This window comes from Achromobacter aloeverae (assembly GCF_004121055.1).
Taxonomy (GTDB): Bacteria; Pseudomonadota; Gammaproteobacteria; order Burkholderiales; family Burkholderiaceae_B; genus Bordetella_C; species Bordetella_C aloeverae.
Window position 1 is genome coordinate 820,479 of sequence record NZ_PYAL01000001.1, and the last position, 16,846, is coordinate 837,324.

The window sequence follows — 16,846 nt, forward strand, 5'->3', positions numbered from 1 at the left end:
CCGGCTATGCCGCGAATCACGATCGCGATGGCGCATCACCCTCGTGCGTGTCGCCTTCGTCATCATCTTGGCCATCATCATCATCGTCGTCGTGGCCAACGTCGTCATGATCGACATCACCATGACCAACCTCATCGCGATCGGCCCCAGCGACATCCACATCGCCACCCGCCCGCACCGCGCCCGCGCCGGCGGACGACGCAGGCACATGGCTCAAGGCCTCCGCCAACATCGCCGACACGCCCCCAAGCTCCGAGCGCAGGGCCTGCATCTCCGCGCCGCTCAAGCGCACCGCCGCGTCCTGGTCCAGCGGCGGCACATCGCGCGTATCGCCCAGGCGATTGCGCGCGCCGCTGATCGTGAAACCCTGCTCATACAGCAAGGAACGAATGCGGCGTATCAACAGCACCTCATGGTGCTGGTAGTAGCGGCGGTTGCCGCGCCGTTTGACAGGCTTGAGCTGCGTGAACTCCTGCTCCCAATAACGCAAGACATGCGGCTTGACCCCGCATAGATCGCTTACCTCACCGATGGTGAAGTAGCGTTTCGCGGGAATGGGAGGCAAGGCGACAGCGGGTTCAGGTCGAGTCATGGTTGGAACGTGATTCGGCATGGCCTCGCGGCCGTGGACACATCAACCCGGAACAGGCCCGGGAAGATTACTCAACGGAACCGACAGGCGTGGTCGACGGCGGCGCGTTCTCGACGACGCTCTTCAATTTCTGGCTGGCGTGGAACGTGACCACCCGTCGTGCCGCGATGGGTATGGTCTCGCCCGTCTTGGGATTGCGGCCAGGACGCGGCGGCTTGTCGCGTACCTGGAAATTTCCAAAACCGGACAGTTTGACCGACGGCGGCGTATCCGCATCGCCATTGGCCAGGGCGTCGCGTATTTCTTCGAAGAAGGTATCCACGAAGTCCTTGGCCTCACGCTTGTTGAGCCCTACCCGTTCGAAGAGCAGTTCGGCCAGCTCGGCCTTGGTCAACGTACGAGGTTCGGTAAGCATGGTCATTTCCCCCAGTTGTTTTCTTACGCGCGCTGGCGTGCCCCGTGCGCCTGGATAAGCGCATCACGGATGATGCCCAGGCATTCGGCGACACGCGCCTCATCCAGCGTGGCCTCAGTGTCCTGTAGCCAGAAGCGGAAAGCAAGGCTTTTTTCCTTAACGGAATCAGTCACTTGGACAGCGCCCTGGGCTTTTTCCCGCCACACGTCGAATAGGCGCGAGTGCTGGACGATAGCCAGGCGCGGGTCGGCGGCGACCGTGCTGGCGATCGTGTCGAGCAAGGACTGGGCGGTCACGCCCTCATCCACCCACAGCGCCAGGTCGCGCACCACCACCGGCTGGCGCGACAGTTCGCGCACCTGCGGCAACTGGCCCTGCTCCAGGACGTCGACATCGACCTCGAACAGCACCGGCGCGTGCGCCAGTTCCGCCTTCTGCGCCCAGCGGGGATGCAGCTCGCCGATCCAGCCGACCGTCTTGCCGTCCAGCTCGATGCGCGCGCCACGGCCAGGATGCAGGGCCGGATGCTGCGCAGCGACGAAGCGCAGGTCGGCGCCGCGCTTGCCGAACAGCACGGTGACGTCCATCTTGACGTCATAGAAGTCCACCGGACGCACGGGCGCGCCCCACTGCTCTTCCACGCTGGGGCCCCAGGCCGCGGCCGCCAGCTTCAGCGGCTGGTCCACGGCGGCGACCGTCAACGGGCCATCGGCCACCGCGTTGTCGCGCCGGAACACGCGGCCAAGTTCGAATACGCGAACCCGCGATTGCTTGCGATTGGCGTTGTGCACGATGTTGGCGACCAGGCCGCCCAGCAGGCTCGAACGCATCACCGCCAGCTGGCTGGCGATGGGATTGAGCAGGCGGATGGGATCCGCATTGCCGGCATAGTCGCGCTCCCAATCGGCTTCGACGAAGCTGAAGTTCACGACTTCCTGATAGTCCTGGCCGGCCAGTATCTCGCGCAGCGCGTGCGGGCCGCGCAGCGTCTCGGGCGCCATGCGCATCTTCGCGCGCGCCACCGGCGGCACGTCGGGAATGCGCTCGAAACCATAGACCCGGGCCACTTCCTCGATCAGGTCTTCCTCGATGGCCAGGTCGAAGCGATAGGACGGCGGCTGCACCACGAAGGTGTCGCCGTCCAGCTCGAAAGGCAGGCCCAGGCGCGTGAAGATCTGCTCCACCTCGGCGCGCTCGACCGGCACGCCCAGCACACGATGGCAACGCGCCAGGCGCATGCGCACGGGGGGACGTTGCGGCAGGTTGATGACCTGGTCATCCACGGGACCGCACTGGCCGCCGCAGATCGAGACGATCAGGCTGGTGATGAATTCCAGGTGTTCAGGGATGTTGGCGTAATCCACGCCGCGCTCGAAGCGATGGCTGGCTTCGGTGCTGAACTTGTAGCGGCGCGCGCGGCCGGCGATGGCCTCGGGCCACCAGAAGGCGGCCTCGACGTAGATGTTCTGCGTATCCAGCGTGACCGCGGTGGCGTCGCCGCCCATGATACCGGCCATGCTTTCCACCGTATCGCCAGCGACGATCACGCCGACATCCGGCGCCAGCTTGAGGGTCTGGCCATTGAGCAAGGTCACCGGCTCTTCGGCGTGGGCCCAGCGCACCACCAGGTCGCCCTTGATCTTGTCCAGGTCGAACACGTGGGTGGGACGGCCCAGTTCCAGCAGCACATAGTTGGAGATATCGACCAGCGCCGAAACGGAGCGCTGGCCCGCGCGCTCCAGCCGCGTCTTCATCCAGTCCGGCGTGGCCGCGCGGGCATTCACGCCGCGGATCACGCGGCCGGCGAAACGGCCGCACAGGTCGGGGGCCTCGACGCGCACGGGCAGGCGGTCCCGCAACGAGACCGCGACGGGTTCGGCCGACGGCACCCGCAGCGGGGTGCCGGTCAGGGCAGCGACCTCGCGCGCCACGCCCAGGATGGACAGGCAGTCAGCGCGGTTGGGCGTCAGCTTCAAGGTGAAGAGCGTATCGTCCAGGTCCAGCGCTTCGCGCAGCGACGTGCCCGCGACCATGTCCGCGGGGAGTTCGAGCAAACCGCCGTGGTCCTGCGACAGGCCCAGTTCGCGCGCCGAGCACAGCATGCCGGAGGACTGCACGCCGCGCATCTTGGCCACGCCGATCTTCATGCCGCCGGGCAATTCCGCGCCAACGCGGGCCAGCGGCACCTTCAGGCCGGCGGCCGCATTGGGCGCCCCGCAGACGATCTGCAACAGCTGGCCGGAACCATCATCGACCTGGCAGACGCGCAGCTTGTCGGCATCGGGATGCGGCGCGATCTCGACGATATGCGCCACCACCACGCCGGTAAACGGCGGCGCGGCGGTTTGGGTTTCTTCGACTTCCAGACCGGCCATCGTCAGCCGGTGCGCCAGCGCGTCGGTATCGATGGCAGGATTGACCAGGGCACGCAGCCAGGATTCGGGGAATTGCATGATGGGCCCTGTTTATTCGTTGAACTGGCGCAGGAAGCGCAGGTCGCCTTCGTAGAACTGGCGCAGGTCGTTGACGCCGTAGCGCAGCATCGTCAGGCGCTCCAGGCCGGAGCCGAACGCAAAGCCGATGTAGCGCTCGGGATCGAGCCCGAAATTGCGCACCACTTCCGGATGCACCTGGCCGGAGCCGGAGATCTCGAGCCAGCGGCCGCGATTCGGCCCGCTGGTGAACATCATGTCGATTTCGGCGGAAGGCTCGGTGAAGGGAAAGAACGAGGGGCGGAAACGGACCACCAGGTCGTCGCTTTCGAAGAAGCAACGCAGGAAATCGGTATAGACGCCTTTCAAGTCGGCAAAGGAGATGTCCTCGGCGATCCACAGCCCTTCGACCTGATGGAACATCGGCGAATGGGTCGCATCGCTGTCGACGCGATATGTGCGGCCAGGCGCGATGACCTTGATGGGAGGCTTGTTCATGCGCGCATAGCGAACCTGCATCGGGCTGGTGTGCGTGCGCAGCAGCAGGGGCAGGCCCTTGTCGTCGTTCATGTCGACGTAGAAGGTGTCCTGCATGGAACGCGCCGGGTGGTTCTCCGGGTTGTTCAGTGCGGTGAAGTTGGTCCAGTCGTTTTCGATTTCCGGGCCGTCGGCCACGTCGAAGCCGATCGAACGGAAAATGGCTTCCACGCGTTGCCACGTGCGGATTACCGGATGGATGCCGCCCACGGCGCGGCCTCGGCCGGGCAAGGTGACATCGATGGTCTCGGAAGCGAGTCGCGCGTCCAGCTCGGCTTGCGCCAGTTCGGCGCGGCGCTGGTTCAGCAGGGCTTCGATCTGCTGCTTGGCCTGATTGATGCGGGCGCCGGCCTCGCGTTTCTGCTCCGGGCTGAGCGTGGCCATGCCCTTGAGCAACACGGTAAGGGCGCCTTCCTTGCCGAGAAAACGCGCCTTGGCGTTTTCCAGCGCGGCGGCGTCGGGGGCCGCGGCGAATCGTTCTTGGGCCTGAGCGATCAGGTCATCGACCAAAAGAGTCATGGGTTCAGCGATCCCGAAATACTGACCAGGGGGCCGCGCGGCGCGCGGTTCGGGACAGACGCGGGCGTCACCCGGACCGCCTGTCTCCACAAACGCAAACAGGGCCATGACAGCCCTGTTTGCACGTTTACTACTCGGTACTACCTAACAGCGATCAGGCAGCCAGGGCAGCCTTGGCCTGTTGCACCACGGCGGCGAAGCCGGCCGCGTCGTGAACAGCCAGATCGGCCAGGACCTTGCGGTCCAGATCGATCGAAGCCTTCTTCAGGCCCGCGATGAACACGCTGTAGCTGACGCCCAGTTCACGGCAGGCGGCATTGATACGCGTGATCCACAGGGCACGGAACGTACGCTTCTTGTTGCGGCGGTCGCGATAGGCGTATTGGCCAGCACGCATGACCGCCTGCTTGGCGATACGGAATACATTACCGCGGCGGCCACGATAGCCCTTGGCGGCGTTGATGACTTTCTTGTGACGAGCGCGGGCGGTTACACCACGTTTGACGCGAGGCATGTTGGATCTCCCTTATATCAAGCGAAAGGCATCATCGCCTTGACGGAGGCGACGTTGGTTTCATGGACGGCCGCGGAACCGCGCAGTTGGCGCTTGTTCTTCGTGGTCTTCTTGGTCAGGATGTGGCGCTTGAAGGCCTGACCCCGCTTGATCGATCCGCTACCGCGAACCTGAAAGCGCTTGGCGGCGCTTTTCTTGGTCTTCATCTTGGGCATGATAAGTCCGTTCTTAAGACATCGTTAACGTTATGACCACACGGGTGCTTACGCCCGCTCGCCGCCGCGCATCACGCGACCGGCCAGACGGGAGGAAGACTTGGTCTACCCGGGGACACTTGTGGATTTTCCGGCGCAAGCCGCGAGGGCTTGGTCTCGTGCTTTTGGCCTCGTTCGACATACCGCTGTCGCACTGTGCCGTTCCCGAAACGGCAGCAGGCTGGGCGAATCGAACCAAGGAAGCCCGACCAACGCTGGAAAGCCTTTGATTATATGGTAATTTTTCGCTGCTTGTCGAGTCGGGTATGGAGCAGCCAGTAGAGCCTCGTCAATACAAGCCCGTCCCCAATAATATCCTATCGGTGCGGCCCGCCACTGCCCGCCCCAGAGCGCGCACCGCACCACGGCGTCCGGATCATGGCAAGCGGTACTGCACAGCCTCCGCCACATGGCGCGCGCCGATAACGTCCTCGCCATCCAGGTCGGCCGCCGTGCGCGCCACGCGCAAGACCCGATGCGCCGCCCGCGCCGAGCCATGGCGGCGACTCATGGCGTCCTGCAGCAGGGTCCGCGCCTCGTCCGACAGCGGGCTGACCTCCTCCAGCCTGCGGCCGTCGAGGGCGCCGTTGATTCCGTCCTGCCGGGCCGACTGGCGCGCCCGGCAGGCGACGACCCGATCGCGCACCGGCGCGGACGCTTCGCCTGGCGGCAAGGACATCCAGTCCGCCTGGGCCGGCGGCAACATCACCTGCAGATCGATGCGGTCCAGCAGCGGGCCGGACACCTTGGCCCGATAGCGCGCCGCCTGCTCGGCGGTACACCGGCAGGCATGGCGGGGATGGCCGCGCCAGCCGCAGGGACAGGGGTTCATTGCCGCCACGAACTGGAAGCGCGCCGGATAGTGCACCGTGTGCATGGCCCGCGAAATGGCGACCCGGCCGGTTTCCAGCGGCTCGCGCAAGGCTTCCAGCGCCCGCCGGCTGAACTCCGGCAGTTCGTCGAGGAACAGCACGCCATGATGGGCGCGGCTGATCTCCCCGGGCCTGGGCCGGCTGCCGCCGCCCACCAGCGCCGCCGCCGACGCCGTGTGATGCGGCGCGCGGAAAGGCGCCTGCCTGCCCACGCCGGTCGGCTCCCCCGCCAGGCTTGCCAGCGCGGCCACCTCCAGCGCCGGGTCCGGCGCCAGCGGCGGCAGGATGCCCGGCAGCCGCTGGGCCAGCATGCTCTTGCCGGCCCCGGGCGGCCCGACCATCAACAGGCTGTGGCCGCCCGCGGCCGCCAGCTCCAGGGCGCGCCGCGCACCGCCCTGCCCGCGCACGTCCGACAGGCAGGGCTGCGGAGGAGGTTCCGGCCACGGCGCCGGGCGGGCCACCGCCAAGGACGCCGAGCCGGTCAGGTGCGACACAACCTCGGTCAGGGTCCGCGCCGACCATACGCGCAGTCCGGGCACATGCGCGGCCTGCGCCGCGCTGGCCGCCGGCAGGATGAGCTCCGCATCGGCATGGTCGCGTGCGGTGCCGAGGGCGATCGCCAGCGGCGCCGCCACCGGCACCAGCGCGCCGGTCAGCGACAGTTCGCCGGCCAGCACCACGCGGGCCAGGCGGTCGCCGCCGTCGGGCGAGCGAAGCTCGGGCATGGCCACCTGACCCGACGCCAGCAGCACGCCCAGCGCCATGGGCAGGTCGAAGCGCCCGGATTCCTTGCGCAGGTCGGCCGGCGACAGGTTCACGGTGATGCGCCCCGCCGGAAAGTCATAGCCGCTATTGAGGATGGCCGCCCTCACGCGTTCACGGCTTTCACGCACCTCGACATCGGCCAGGCCGACCACGGTGAAAGCCGGCAGGCCCGCGGCCAGATGGGTTTCCACCCGCACGGCGGGCGCATCCATGCCCGCTAGCGCGCGGCTGGCCAGAACGGCTAGGGTCATGCGGTCCGCCCATGAAAAACGATCAAGGCGGCAGTATGCGCGGCGGAAGGGCTCCGACGAAGGCGAAGCGACGCTTATGTCACCGCCCGGGCCCATCGCCCGTCTGGCAATGCCGTAGTCGAGTACGCAACGGGCGATATGGGACCGCGCCGCCCCTCGCCGGCACCACACCGTCAATGGCCATCACCAAATTGGGTGATGCCAGCATTTCGTCGGAGCGTTACCGTGCGGCTCGCGATACTTACGCTATCCCGTCGGAAAACATGCAATGAAATACCATCGATACCTGATCGTGGCGATCGCCATGCTGCTGGGCGGCTGTGCCTCGGATTACTACGACGCGAAAGACGAATATATTGCTCACGTCAAGAATGCGGAGGCCTACCGCGCCGCCGGCAAGGAAGACCTGGCGAAGGCGGAAGACGCGCAGGCCCGGGACAGCTATCAACGCATGATGTCCCTGCTGGCCTATTACCAAGGCCAGGACGCGAAGCTGTCCGCGGCCGTCAATGCCGTGACGCCGTCACTTACTTCCGGGCTCTCGGCCTACGGCGCATCCACGGGCACGGTCCGCTCGAATAACGCCGGCTATTCCGCCGGCTATCAGGCCCTGGCCGCCACGTCCGCCTCTTCATCCCGTCCGGCGGCTGCCTGCCACCGGGATACGCCCGACCAGGCGGCCAAGTGTTGTTATCAGCAGAACGGCAGCGTCATGGAGAGCACCAATGGCAACGGCGCCCAGTACGTCACCTGCCTGGCCCCAAGCCAGGGCAAGTGGTCATGCCGCTATCGCGGTGGCAGCCTGGATGGCACCAACGCCTGCGCCGTCGAATAAACGCTTACGGTCTCGGGCAAACGCCGCGCGGGACAGTGTCCGGCGCGGCGCGCAAGCGCGATCGAGCAATCTCGATCAGCGATTGCGTTCCTTGCGCCACGCCGCGAAATCGATGGGCGTCTGCGGGTCGGTGGCCGGATAGAGGCCCAGGATCGAGCGGCCATTGGCCACCTGCTCGGCCACGAAGTCCTCGAACACGGTCATTTCCGCCGCTTCGGCGGCGATTTCGTCGGCCATGTGCGCGGGGATCACCAGCACGCCTTCGTCATCGCCCACGATGACGTCGCCGGGAAAGACCGGCGCATCGCCGCAGCCGATGGGCACGTTGATATCGATGGCCTGGTGCAGGGTCAGGTTGGTCGGGGCCGATGGACGCTGGTGGTAGGCACGGATCTTCATCTTGCCGATTTCCGGCGCATCGCGAAAACCGCCATCGGTCACCACGCCTTCCACGCCACGCGCCTGCAGGCGGCCGACGAGAATGCCGCCGGCCGAGGCCGCGCGCGCGTCCTTGCGGCTATCGATCACGAGCACCGCGCCCGGCGGGCAGTCCTCCACAGCCTTGCGCTGCGGATGCGCGCGATCGCGGAACACCTCGATGCCATTGAGATCCTCGCGGGCGGGCATGTAGCGCAACGTGAAGGCCTCGCCCACCATGGACGGGCCGCCACGCACGCCGCCGACGGGCAAGGCGCCCTGGATCATCTGCGTACGCAGGCCGCGCTTGAACAGGCAGGTGCACAAGGTTGCGGTGCTCACGCCACGCAGCAATTCACGGGTTTCAGGTTTCAACATGACTGTCTCTGGATATGGGTATGGGTTGCGGAACAGGGTAGGAATCAGAAAATGTCCGGCTCGCGCACCGGCGCGCCGAAATCCGTGCGCAGGAAATCGAAGTCGCAGCCCTGGTCGGCCTGCTCGATATGCTTGGAGAACATCCAGCCATAGCCGCGCTCGTAGCGGCGCTCGGGCTGGCGCCATTCGGCGCGGCGGCGCTGCAACTCGGCGTCGTCCACGTCCAGGCTGATGGTGCGCGCGTCCACATCCAGGGTGATGATGTCGCCATTGCGCACCAGGCCCAGCGGGCCGCCCACATACGACTCGGGCGAGACATGCAGGATGCACGCGCCATAGCTGGTGCCGCTCATGCGCGCATCCGACAGGCGCACCATATCGCGCACGCCCTGCTTCACCAGCTTCTTCGGGATGGGCAGCATGCCCCATTCCGGCATGCCGGGACCGCCCTGCGGACCCGCGTTGCGCAGGATCAGCACGTGGTCGGCCGTCACGTCCAGGTTCTCGTCATCGATGGCCGCCTTCATCGACGGATAATCGTCGAACACCAGCGCCGGCCCCGAATGCTTGAGAAAGCGCGGGTCCGCGGCGCCCGGTTTCATCACGCAGCCGTCCGGGGCCAGGTTGCCGCGCAACACGGCCAGCGAGCCCTCGGCATAGACCGGATTCTCCACCGTGCGGATGACGTCGTCGTTATAGACCGCCGCGCCTTCTATGTTCTGCCCAAGCGTGCGACCGGTGACGGTCATCTCGTCCAGGTGCAGGTGCTCGCGGATGCGCGTCATCATGGCCGGCAGGCCGCCCGCATAGAAGAAATCCTCCATCAGGTACTTGTCGCCGCTGGGTCGCACATTGGCGATCACCGGCACCTTGCGGCTGGCCTTCTCGAAATCGTCCAGGCTGATATCGTGGCCGGCGCGCCGTCCCTGGGCGATCACATGGATGATGGCATTGGTGGAACAGCCCATGGCCATGGCCACGGTGATGGCGTTCTCGAAAGCCTTGCGGGTCTGGATGCGCGCCGGCGTCAGGTCCTCCCACACCATTTCCACGATGCGCCGTCCCGACTCCGAACTCATGCGGACATGGTTGGCGTCCGGCGCCGGAATCGACGATGCGCCGGGCAGCGTCATCCCCAAGGCTTCGGCGATGGCGGTCATGGTGCTGGCGGTGCCCATGGTCATGCAGGTGCCATGGCTGCGCGCGATGCCGCCCTGGATGCCTATCCACTGCTGCTCGGTGATGATGCCGGCACGGCGATCATCCCAGAACTTCCATGCATCGGATCCCGAGCCCAGGGTATGGCCTTGCCAGTTACCCCGCAGCATGGGACCGGCCGGCACATAGATGGCCGGAAGGCCCGCGCTGGTCGCGCCCATCAACAGCGCCGGCGTGGTCTTGTCGCAGCCGCCCATGAGCACCACGCCATCGACCGGATGGCAACGCAGCAGTTCCTCCGCGTCCATCGCCAGCATGTTCCGGTACAGCATGGTGGTGGGCTTGACGTACTGCTCGGCCAGGGACAGCGCCGGCAGCTCGATGGGAAAACCGCCCGCCTGCAGCACGCCGCGCTTGACGTCTTCGACGCGCTGCTTGAAGTGCGTATGACACGGATTGATGTCCGACCACGTATTGACGATGCCGATCACCGGGCGTCCCGCCCATTCCTCGGGCGCATAGCCCATCTGCATGGCGCGCGAGCGATGGCCGAAACCACGCAGGTCGTCAGGGGCGAACCAGCGCGCGCTGCGCAAGGTGTCGGGTGTCTTCTTGTGAGTAGTCATCGGTTTTGCTCGGAAAGCGCCGCGAGGGCGTCAACGGAAAAACAGGTTGGATGGGGGCGCACGCCGCACGGGGCACGGGCGCAACGGGCGCAACGGGCACACGGACACACGGGGCACACGCCTACGCGCTCGCGCGTGGGCCGCGTTTGCCGCGAGCAGGGCCTGGCGTGATCGGCTAAAATATACTAATACATTAGTACATCATGAACAAGCCCGTACCCTACGCTGCGCCCTATCGCTCCTTCTCCTCTCGTAGATCGCCATGAACGAATCCGTCAGACTGGACCGCTACCGGCAGGCCGCCCCGCAACTCTACGAACTGCTGCGAGACGCCATCGTTTCCCTGGCCTTGCCGCCGGGCACCGCCCTGGTGCGCCCGGAACTGGCCGCGCAGTACGGCGTCAGCCAGACGCCCGTGCGCGACGCGCTCATGCGCCTGGAGGAAGAAGGCCTGGTGGACGTAATTCCCCAGGCCGGTACCCGGGTCAGCAAGATCGACCTGGACCGGGCCGGCCAGGCGCACTTCCTGCGTCGAGCCATCGAGCAGGAATTGGTGCGCGAACTGGCCGGCGCGGGCGACATGGCGCTGGTCAAGCGCTTGCGCACGCTGCTGGACCGGCAAGAGGCCCAGGTACGGGCGGGGGATTTCGAGGCATTCGCCGCCGCCGACCAGGAGTTCCACCGGGAGTTGTATGCGGCGGCCAACATGCAGGACCTATGGCAGCTGGTGTATAGCCGCAGCGGCCACATCGACCGCTTGCGGCGTCTGCACCTGCCCGCCCTGGGCAAGGCACAGCGCATACTCAACGATCACACGCTTATCGTCGACGCACTCGCCGCGGCCGATCCCGACCTCGCGGAGCAACGCCTGCGCGAACATCTATCGCACACGCTGCGCCAGGTCGAGGACATACGTGCCCGCCATCCCGAGTACTTCAAGGTCTGAAGCATCCGCCTAGGCCTGACGCATCCGCCGCGGGCGTCGGCCGGATGCATCAAGCCTGGGGCGTGCCGCCTTCCAGCTTGGACAGGCGCGCTTCCAGGCTGGCAACCTGGGCCGTCAGTTGGTCGACGCGCGCCAGCGTGCGCGCCAGCAGATCGGCCTGGACGTCGAACTCCTCCCGCGTCACCAGATCCAGCTTGGCAAAGCCTTGCGTCATCATCGCGCGTACGTTGCGCTCGACATCCGCCGCGGGGCTGCGGGCGATCAGGTCCGAAATGTTCTTCTGGATGTCTTCCATCCATTGCATGGGATTGGTGGTGTTCATGTCTGCATCCTGTTCCGCGAAGATTGAAGGTCGCGAACCTCAAGTGTAAATCGCTTCCCCGCCCCGACATCGGCGCAAGCAAGCCGACCGTGCCCGATGCCGCTTGCTGCCCCCCAAGGGGGCCTTTTTGTCTTGGGGCGGCCCGGCGACAAAAGATACCCCCACGCCGCGCGGCTTACCCCGCTTGCTGCCCCCCAAGGGGGCCTTTTTGTCTTGGGGCGGCCCGGCGACAAAAGATACCCCCACGCCGCGCGGCTTACGCCGCTTGCTGCCCCCCGAGGGGGCTTTTTGTCTTGGGGCGGCCCGGCGACAAAAAAAGAGCGGCACGCAGGCCGCCCCAGGGCTCCGGAGACAACCGGAATACGTTATTGGCACCCCAACTGCGATGCGGACTGCGCGAACAGATCGGTGGATTGCTTGCACTGCGCCGCCAGCGCCGTCTTGTCCGATACGCCGGACCATTGCGCCCGGGCGGCGTCCATCTGCTGCCGGAAGGTCGCGACGGCGGGACTGTTGGCGCCCAGCTTATCCATGCAGGCGTTGACCTTGCGGATATAGGCATCGCACTCGGCCGGCACGTCGGCGGCGCTCGCCGTCGAGGATGACGGCGCCGGCGTGGCACTGGAAGGTGAGGGCGTGGAAGGCGTGGGGGTCGACGTGGAAGGCGCGGGCGTGGAGGCGGCGGGCGCGGCCGGCTTGTCCTCCTTCTTGTCGCAGGCAGCCAGGACGGTCGTGGCCAGCAACAACGCCGCCGCGATCGCGGCCCTCTTCCTCAGGCAATCCATGGCTTCCTCTTTCCCGTCGTCCCGGCGGTCGAACGCCACCATGACGGACATTTGCCGAGCGGTTCCAACGCCGCGCGCCGCCCGGATGCAGTCATTCTTCATGCAGGCCCCATTTCCATACAACGACAGCATGTAAGCCGGCGTATCAGCGCCCGCCTGGGCGCCAGCGCCGAGGCAGGCACCCGTCCATGCGGCCAGCCGCCTTCTCATCCATAAGGATGGCTATCCATATTCCCCAGAGCAGCATCAATTCGCTACAAAATTGCCCTGAGGACAACATCCTGTAGCGGAGTCATGCACCACGTTCTGCACCACTCATGTGCGCACCGTGTGACGGCATTCCCCGTTTTGGGGCGATCCGGCGCGAGCGCGGCCATGGCGGCGCCCGACGCCCTGCTCGCGCGCCCCTTCCCCGCCCGCCACGCCGTCGACAGCCTCGGGCGCCCATGCCCCGCGCTCCTAAAGGGAGAGGCTGGTGGAAAATTGGCATGGATATTGCTTTATCGCGTATGCCAAGCGCAAACCATGAGAGGAATAAGCCATGAAACTCATCATCGCCATCATCAAGCCGTTCAAGCTCGACGAGGTGCGGGTGGCTCTGTCCGGAATAGGCGTCCAAGGACTGACCGTCACTGAAGTCAAGGGTTTTGGACGCCAGAAGGGCCACACCGAACTGTATCGAGGCGCCGAATACGCCGTCGACTTCCTGCCCAAGCTGCGCGTGGAAGCCGCGGTCCCAGACGACCTGGTCGACCAGGCCATCGAAACCATCGAGCAAGCCGCCCGCACGGGCAAGATCGGCGACGGCAAGATTTTTGTCGCGCCCCTGGAGCAGGTCATCCGTATCCGCACCGGCGAAGCAGGCGAAGCAGCACTTTAAATAACGAATAAAGACGCTATTGGAGCCATTACAAATGGATAAAGCAGATATCTCGTGGATGCTGGTATCGACACTGCTGGTGTTGATGATGGCGGTTCCCGGCCTGGCCCTGTTCTACGGCGGCCTGGTGCGCAGCAAAAATGTGTTGTCGGTGCTGATGCAGGTCATGGGCACGTTCGTCCTGGGCCTGGTGCTGTGGTTCATCTACGGTTATTCGCTGGCCTTCACGGAAGGCAACGCCTTCTTCGGCGGCTTCTCCCGCGCCTTTTTCTCGGGCATGTTCTCGCCGGCGGACGGCAAATACGCCATGTCGGCAACCCTGACCGAGTTGCTGTTCGCCTCCTTCCAGGCGACCTTCGCCGGCATCACCTGCGCGCTGATCGTGGGCAGCTTCGCCGAGCGCGCCCGCTTCTCCGCCGTGCTGGTGTTCACGGTAATCTGGTTCACCTTCGCCTACGTGCCCATCGCCCACATGGTGTGGTTCGCTTCGCCCACCGCGCCCGGCCTGATGAATGCCAAGGGCGCGCTGGACTTCGCCGGCGGCACGGTGGTGCATATCAACGCCGGTATCGCCGGCCTGGTGGGCGCGTATGTGATCGGCAAGCGCGTGGGCTACGGCCGCGAAGCGATGCAGCCGCACAACCTGCCCATGGTCATGATCGGGGCGTCGCTGCTGTGGGTGGGCTGGTTCGGCTTCAACGCCGGCTCCGCGCTGATGTCCAATGAGCAAGCCACCCTCGCCTTCTTCAACACCATGATCGCCACCGCCGCCGCCGTGCTGGCCTGGCTGTTCACGGAATGGGCGCTCAAGGGCAAGCCGTCGATGCTGGGCGCCGCTTCCGGCGCGGTGGCTGGCCTGGTCGCCATCACGCCCGCGGCCGGCCTGGTCGGCATGGTCGGCGCCTTCATCATCGGCGTGGCGGGCGGCGTGATCTGCGTCTGGGGCGTGAACGGCCTGAAGCGCATCCTCAAGGCGGACGACGCGCTGGATGTGTTCGGCGTCCACGGCGTGGGCGGCATCACGGGCGCCCTGCTCACCGGCGTGTTCAACGCCCAGGCCCTGGGCGGCCCCGGCCTGAAGACCGCCGCGGAAATCGGCGGCCAGGTGTGGGTGCAGTTCGAAGGGGTGGTCCTGACCATCGTCTGGTCCGGCGTCGTGGCCTGGATCGCCTACAAGATCGCCGACATGGTCTGCGGCCTGCGCGTGCCGGAAGACGTCGAACGCGAGGGGCTGGACATTACCTGCCACGGCGAATCGGCGTATCACAGCTAAGCCGTACGAGAGCCGGGCAGCCTAGGCCCCGGCCCTCGATACCGGCCCAGGCCGCCGAGCCTGGGCCACACGGGGAAACGGGGCGCCTGCGGGCGCCCCGTTATTTTTACCGACGGGACCGCTGGGCCGCTGGGCCGCTGGGCCGCTGGGCCGCTGGGCCGCCGGATCGCCGGATCGCCGGATCGCCGGATCGCCGGATCGCCGGACCGCCGGGCCGCCGGATCGCCGGACCGCCCCAACGTCCAAGTGCCCCGTTCAGGGCTGATTGAGGGTTTCCAGGTCGACCGGCAGCGCGCGGTTGAGCACCGAGGCCACCTTCACGCGCAAGGCGTTGGAATGCGCGCGCCGGATCTCGCGCTTGACGTCCAGCAACTGCTGCGGATGCATGGAAAACTCTGTCAGCCCCAGTCCCAGCAGCAAGCGGGTCAGTTGCGCGTCGCCCGCCATTTCCCCGCACACCGCCACCGGCTTGCCGGCCCGCTCGCCGGCATTGATGGTGTGCGCCAGCAGGCGCAGGATGGCCGGATGCAAAGCGTCGTACAAGGACGCCACCTGGACATCGCCACGGTCGATGGCCAGGGTGTACTGGATCAGGTCATTGGTGCCGATGGAAAGGAAGTCCAGCGCCTGTGCGAAAGGCTCGATGGCGATGGCGATGGCCGGCACCTCCACCATCGCGCCGAGTTCGATGTGCGGCGCATAGGCCTGGCCGCGCGCATCCAGTTCCAGCCGCGCAGCATCCAGCGCCTGCCGGGTGGCCACGACCTCCTGCATGTGCGAGACCATGGGGATGAGGATGCGCACCGGGCCATGCGCCGACGCGCGCAGGATCGCCCGCAGCTGCGTGGCGAACATTTCCGGCCGCGCCAGGCAATAACGGATGGCGCGCTGGCCCAGGGCCGGATTGATGGCCACCGTGGCCTCGTCATCCAGCGTCTTGTCCGCCCCGATGTCCAGCGTGCGTATGGTCACCGGCCGGCCGGCCATGACGCGCAGCACCGACGTATAGGCCTGGTACTGCTCTTCCTCGCCGGGCAGATGGCGACGCCCCATGAAAAGGAACTCGCTGCGGAACAGGCCGATGCCCTCCGCGCCCGACGCCAGCGCCAGTTCCGCCTCTTCCGGCAACTCGATGTTGGCATGCAGGGTCACGCCGATGCCGTCCAGCGTGACGGCGGGCTCGTCGCGCAACAGCGCCAGTTCCGCCCGCTCCTCGGCATAGGCGTATTGACGCTGCCGGTATTCCTTCAGGATGGCCGGCGACGGATTGACGATGACGGCGCCGGTGCCGCCATCGACGATCAGCATGTCGCCGTCGCGCACCAGTTCGCGCACGTGACCCAGGGCGACGACCGCCGGCACGCCCATGCTGCGCGCCACGATGGCGGTATGCGAAGTGGCGCCGCCCAGGTCCGTGACGAAGGCCAGGAAGCGCCCGCCGCGCAGGCGCAGCATATCGGCGGGAGAAATATCGTGGGCCACGACGACCAGCGGGTCGTTGCCGTCGACGCGGGACGGATCGGGTATGGCGGAGGTGCCGACCAGCACGTGCAGCACACGTTCGATGACCTGGCGTACGTCGCCCCCGCGCTCGCGCAGGTACTCGTCTTCCATGGCATCGAACTGCTCGCCCAGCAACTGGCCCTGCGTGGCCAGCGCCCACTCCGCGTTGTAGTGGCGCTCGTCGATCAAGGCCAGGGCCTGCTGCGCCAGCAAGGGATCGCCCAGCAGCAGGCGGTGCACGTTCAGCATGGCGCCGAGTTCGCGCGGCGCGTCGTCGGGCAAGGTGTCGGCCATCTGCAGCAGGTCGTCCTGCGCCTTCTGCAGCGCGGCCGTCAGGCGGTCGCGCTCGGCCGGAACCTCTTCCGGAGCGATGCGGTAGTGGGCGACCTCCAGGGCCGCCGCGCCCATGACCACGGCGCGGCCGATGGCATAGCCTCGCGCCACGCCCTGGCCGTACATGCACAGCACCGCGCTGGGCGCGGCGCCGTCGGCCGTGCCGGCGGCCGCTCGCGCGGGGGCCTGGCGAGACGCCTGGGCGGACGCACGGGCTGGAGCAGGTGCCTGGGCTGGTG

At 66.5% G+C, this 16,846-nt stretch carries 15 protein-coding genes and 1 pseudogene; 4 read left to right on the forward strand and 12 right to left on the reverse strand.

All coding sequences use genetic code 11. The features are described from left to right. Window positions 1–184: 184 nt before the first annotated feature. The 7 genes and pseudogenes from C7R54_RS03565 to C7R54_RS03595 form a co-directional block, all read right to left on the reverse strand. Window positions 185–592: pseudogene (locus C7R54_RS03565) on the reverse strand (MerR family transcriptional regulator); the annotation flags it as partial. A gap of 67 nt (window positions 593–659) precedes the next feature. Then, window positions 660–1,007, reverse strand: a complete 348-nt coding sequence (locus C7R54_RS03570; protein WP_377813308.1) for an integration host factor subunit alpha — start codon at window positions 1,005–1,007, stop codon at window positions 660–662. A 23-nt stretch (window positions 1,008–1,030) separates the two neighbouring features. Then, window positions 1,031–3,460 carry a phenylalanine--tRNA ligase subunit beta gene (pheT, locus tag C7R54_RS03575; RefSeq protein ID WP_129148792.1) on the reverse strand — a complete coding sequence of 810 codons (2,430 nt, stop codon included), beginning with the start codon at window positions 3,458–3,460 and terminating at the stop codon, window positions 1,031–1,033. A 12-nt stretch (window positions 3,461–3,472) separates the two neighbouring features. Beyond that, window positions 3,473–4,495 (reverse strand): phenylalanine--tRNA ligase subunit alpha, encoded by a 1,023-nt coding sequence (pheS, locus tag C7R54_RS03580; protein WP_129148793.1) that lies wholly within the window; start codon window positions 4,493–4,495, stop codon window positions 3,473–3,475. Between the two features lie 154 nt (window positions 4,496–4,649). Next, complete coding sequence (gene rplT, locus C7R54_RS03585; RefSeq protein ID WP_094854425.1) at window positions 4,650–5,009, reverse strand: 50S ribosomal protein L20; 360 nt, start codon at window positions 5,007–5,009, stop codon at window positions 4,650–4,652. Between the two features lie 17 nt (window positions 5,010–5,026). Continuing rightward, on the reverse strand, window positions 5,027–5,224 hold the full coding sequence (rpmI, locus tag C7R54_RS03590) for a 50S ribosomal protein L35 (RefSeq protein WP_006387997.1): 198 nt from the start codon (window positions 5,222–5,224) through the stop codon (window positions 5,027–5,029). A gap of 415 nt (window positions 5,225–5,639) precedes the next feature. Then, entirely contained in the window at window positions 5,640–7,151 is a 1,512-nt protein-coding gene (locus C7R54_RS03595; RefSeq protein ID WP_129148794.1) for a YifB family Mg chelatase-like AAA ATPase, read from the reverse strand. Window positions 7,152–7,419: 268 nt separating this feature from the next. Between C7R54_RS03595 and C7R54_RS03600 the strand changes: the two genes are divergently transcribed. Next, window positions 7,420–7,986, forward strand: coding sequence for a hypothetical protein (locus tag C7R54_RS03600; RefSeq protein WP_129148795.1), 567 nt, complete (start codon window positions 7,420–7,422; stop codon window positions 7,984–7,986). A gap of 75 nt (window positions 7,987–8,061) precedes the next feature. Here C7R54_RS03600 and C7R54_RS03605 read toward each other — a convergent pair whose 3' ends face one another. Together C7R54_RS03605 and araD are read right to left on the reverse strand one after the other, a co-directional pair. After that, the gene (locus tag C7R54_RS03605) at window positions 8,062–8,778 is read right to left on the reverse strand and encodes a ribonuclease activity regulator RraA (RefSeq protein WP_204524296.1); all 717 of its coding nucleotides are present in this window, start codon (window positions 8,776–8,778) and stop codon (window positions 8,062–8,064) included. 47 nt (window positions 8,779–8,825) lie between these two features. Beyond that, window positions 8,826–10,565, reverse strand: a complete 1,740-nt coding sequence (gene araD, locus C7R54_RS03610; RefSeq protein WP_129148796.1) for an L-arabinonate dehydratase — start codon at window positions 10,563–10,565, stop codon at window positions 8,826–8,828. Between the two features lie 262 nt (window positions 10,566–10,827). Here araD and C7R54_RS03615 point away from each other — a divergent pair, with 262 nt between their 5' ends. Further along, entirely contained in the window at window positions 10,828–11,511 is a 684-nt protein-coding gene (locus C7R54_RS03615) for a GntR family transcriptional regulator (protein ID WP_129148797.1), read from the forward strand. A gap of 49 nt (window positions 11,512–11,560) precedes the next feature. Here the strand turns inward: C7R54_RS03615 and C7R54_RS03620 are convergent, their stop codons facing one another. Beyond that, complete coding sequence (locus tag C7R54_RS03620) at window positions 11,561–11,833, reverse strand: accessory factor UbiK family protein (protein ID WP_240039357.1); 273 nt, start codon at window positions 11,831–11,833, stop codon at window positions 11,561–11,563. A gap of 365 nt (window positions 11,834–12,198) precedes the next feature. After that, window positions 12,199–12,720 carry a glutaconyl-CoA decarboxylase subunit gamma gene (locus tag C7R54_RS03625; RefSeq protein ID WP_240039358.1) on the reverse strand — a complete coding sequence of 174 codons (522 nt, stop codon included), beginning with the start codon at window positions 12,718–12,720 and terminating at the stop codon, window positions 12,199–12,201. A 439-nt stretch (window positions 12,721–13,159) separates the two neighbouring features. Between C7R54_RS03625 and C7R54_RS03630 the strand changes: the two genes are divergently transcribed. Next, the gene (locus C7R54_RS03630; RefSeq protein ID WP_129148798.1) at window positions 13,160–13,498 is read left to right on the forward strand and encodes a P-II family nitrogen regulator; all 339 of its coding nucleotides are present in this window, start codon (window positions 13,160–13,162) and stop codon (window positions 13,496–13,498) included. Window positions 13,499–13,532: 34 nt separating this feature from the next. After that, a complete protein-coding gene (amt, locus tag C7R54_RS03635; protein WP_129148799.1) occupies window positions 13,533–14,771 on the forward strand; it encodes an ammonium transporter in 1,239 nt (412 codons plus the stop codon). A gap of 255 nt (window positions 14,772–15,026) precedes the next feature. Here amt and ptsP read toward each other — a convergent pair whose 3' ends face one another. After that, window positions 15,027–16,718 carry a phosphoenolpyruvate--protein phosphotransferase gene (gene ptsP / locus C7R54_RS03645; RefSeq protein ID WP_129149430.1) on the reverse strand — a complete coding sequence of 564 codons (1,692 nt, stop codon included), beginning with the start codon at window positions 16,716–16,718 and terminating at the stop codon, window positions 15,027–15,029. Window positions 16,719–16,846 lie beyond the last annotated feature (128 nt).

Bases quoted from the DNA above. Each gene is read 5' to 3' on its own strand.
- pheT (WP_129148792.1), bottom strand. From the start codon at position 3,460: ATGCAATTCCCCGAATCCTGGCTGCGTGCCCTGGTCAATCCTGCCATC.
- C7R54_RS03570 (WP_377813308.1), bottom strand. From the start codon at position 1,007: ATGCTTACCGAACCTCGTACGTTGACCAAGGCCGAGCTGGCCGAACTG.
- araD (WP_129148796.1), bottom strand. From the start codon at position 10,565: ATGACTACTCACAAGAAGACACCCGACACCTTGCGCAGCGCGCGCTGG.
- amt (WP_129148799.1), top strand. From the start codon at position 13,533: ATGGATAAAGCAGATATCTCGTGGATGCTGGTATCGACACTGCTGGTG.
- C7R54_RS03625 (WP_240039358.1), bottom strand. From the start codon at position 12,720: ATGAAGAATGACTGCATCCGGGCGGCGCGCGGCGTTGGAACCGCTCGG.
- pheS (WP_129148793.1), bottom strand. From the start codon at position 4,495: ATGACTCTTTTGGTCGATGACCTGATCGCTCAGGCCCAAGAACGATTC.
- C7R54_RS03600 (WP_129148795.1), top strand. From the start codon at position 7,420: ATGAAATACCATCGATACCTGATCGTGGCGATCGCCATGCTGCTGGGC.
- rpmI (WP_006387997.1), bottom strand. From the start codon at position 5,224: ATGCCCAAGATGAAGACCAAGAAAAGCGCCGCCAAGCGCTTTCAGGTT.
- C7R54_RS03595 (WP_129148794.1), bottom strand. From the start codon at position 7,151: ATGACCCTAGCCGTTCTGGCCAGCCGCGCGCTAGCGGGCATGGATGCG.
- rplT (WP_094854425.1), bottom strand. From the start codon at position 5,009: ATGCCTCGCGTCAAACGTGGTGTAACCGCCCGCGCTCGTCACAAGAAA.
- C7R54_RS03620 (WP_240039357.1), bottom strand. From the start codon at position 11,833: ATGAACACCACCAATCCCATGCAATGGATGGAAGACATCCAGAAGAAC.
- C7R54_RS03630 (WP_129148798.1), top strand. From the start codon at position 13,160: ATGAAACTCATCATCGCCATCATCAAGCCGTTCAAGCTCGACGAGGTG.
- C7R54_RS03615 (WP_129148797.1), top strand. From the start codon at position 10,828: ATGAACGAATCCGTCAGACTGGACCGCTACCGGCAGGCCGCCCCGCAA.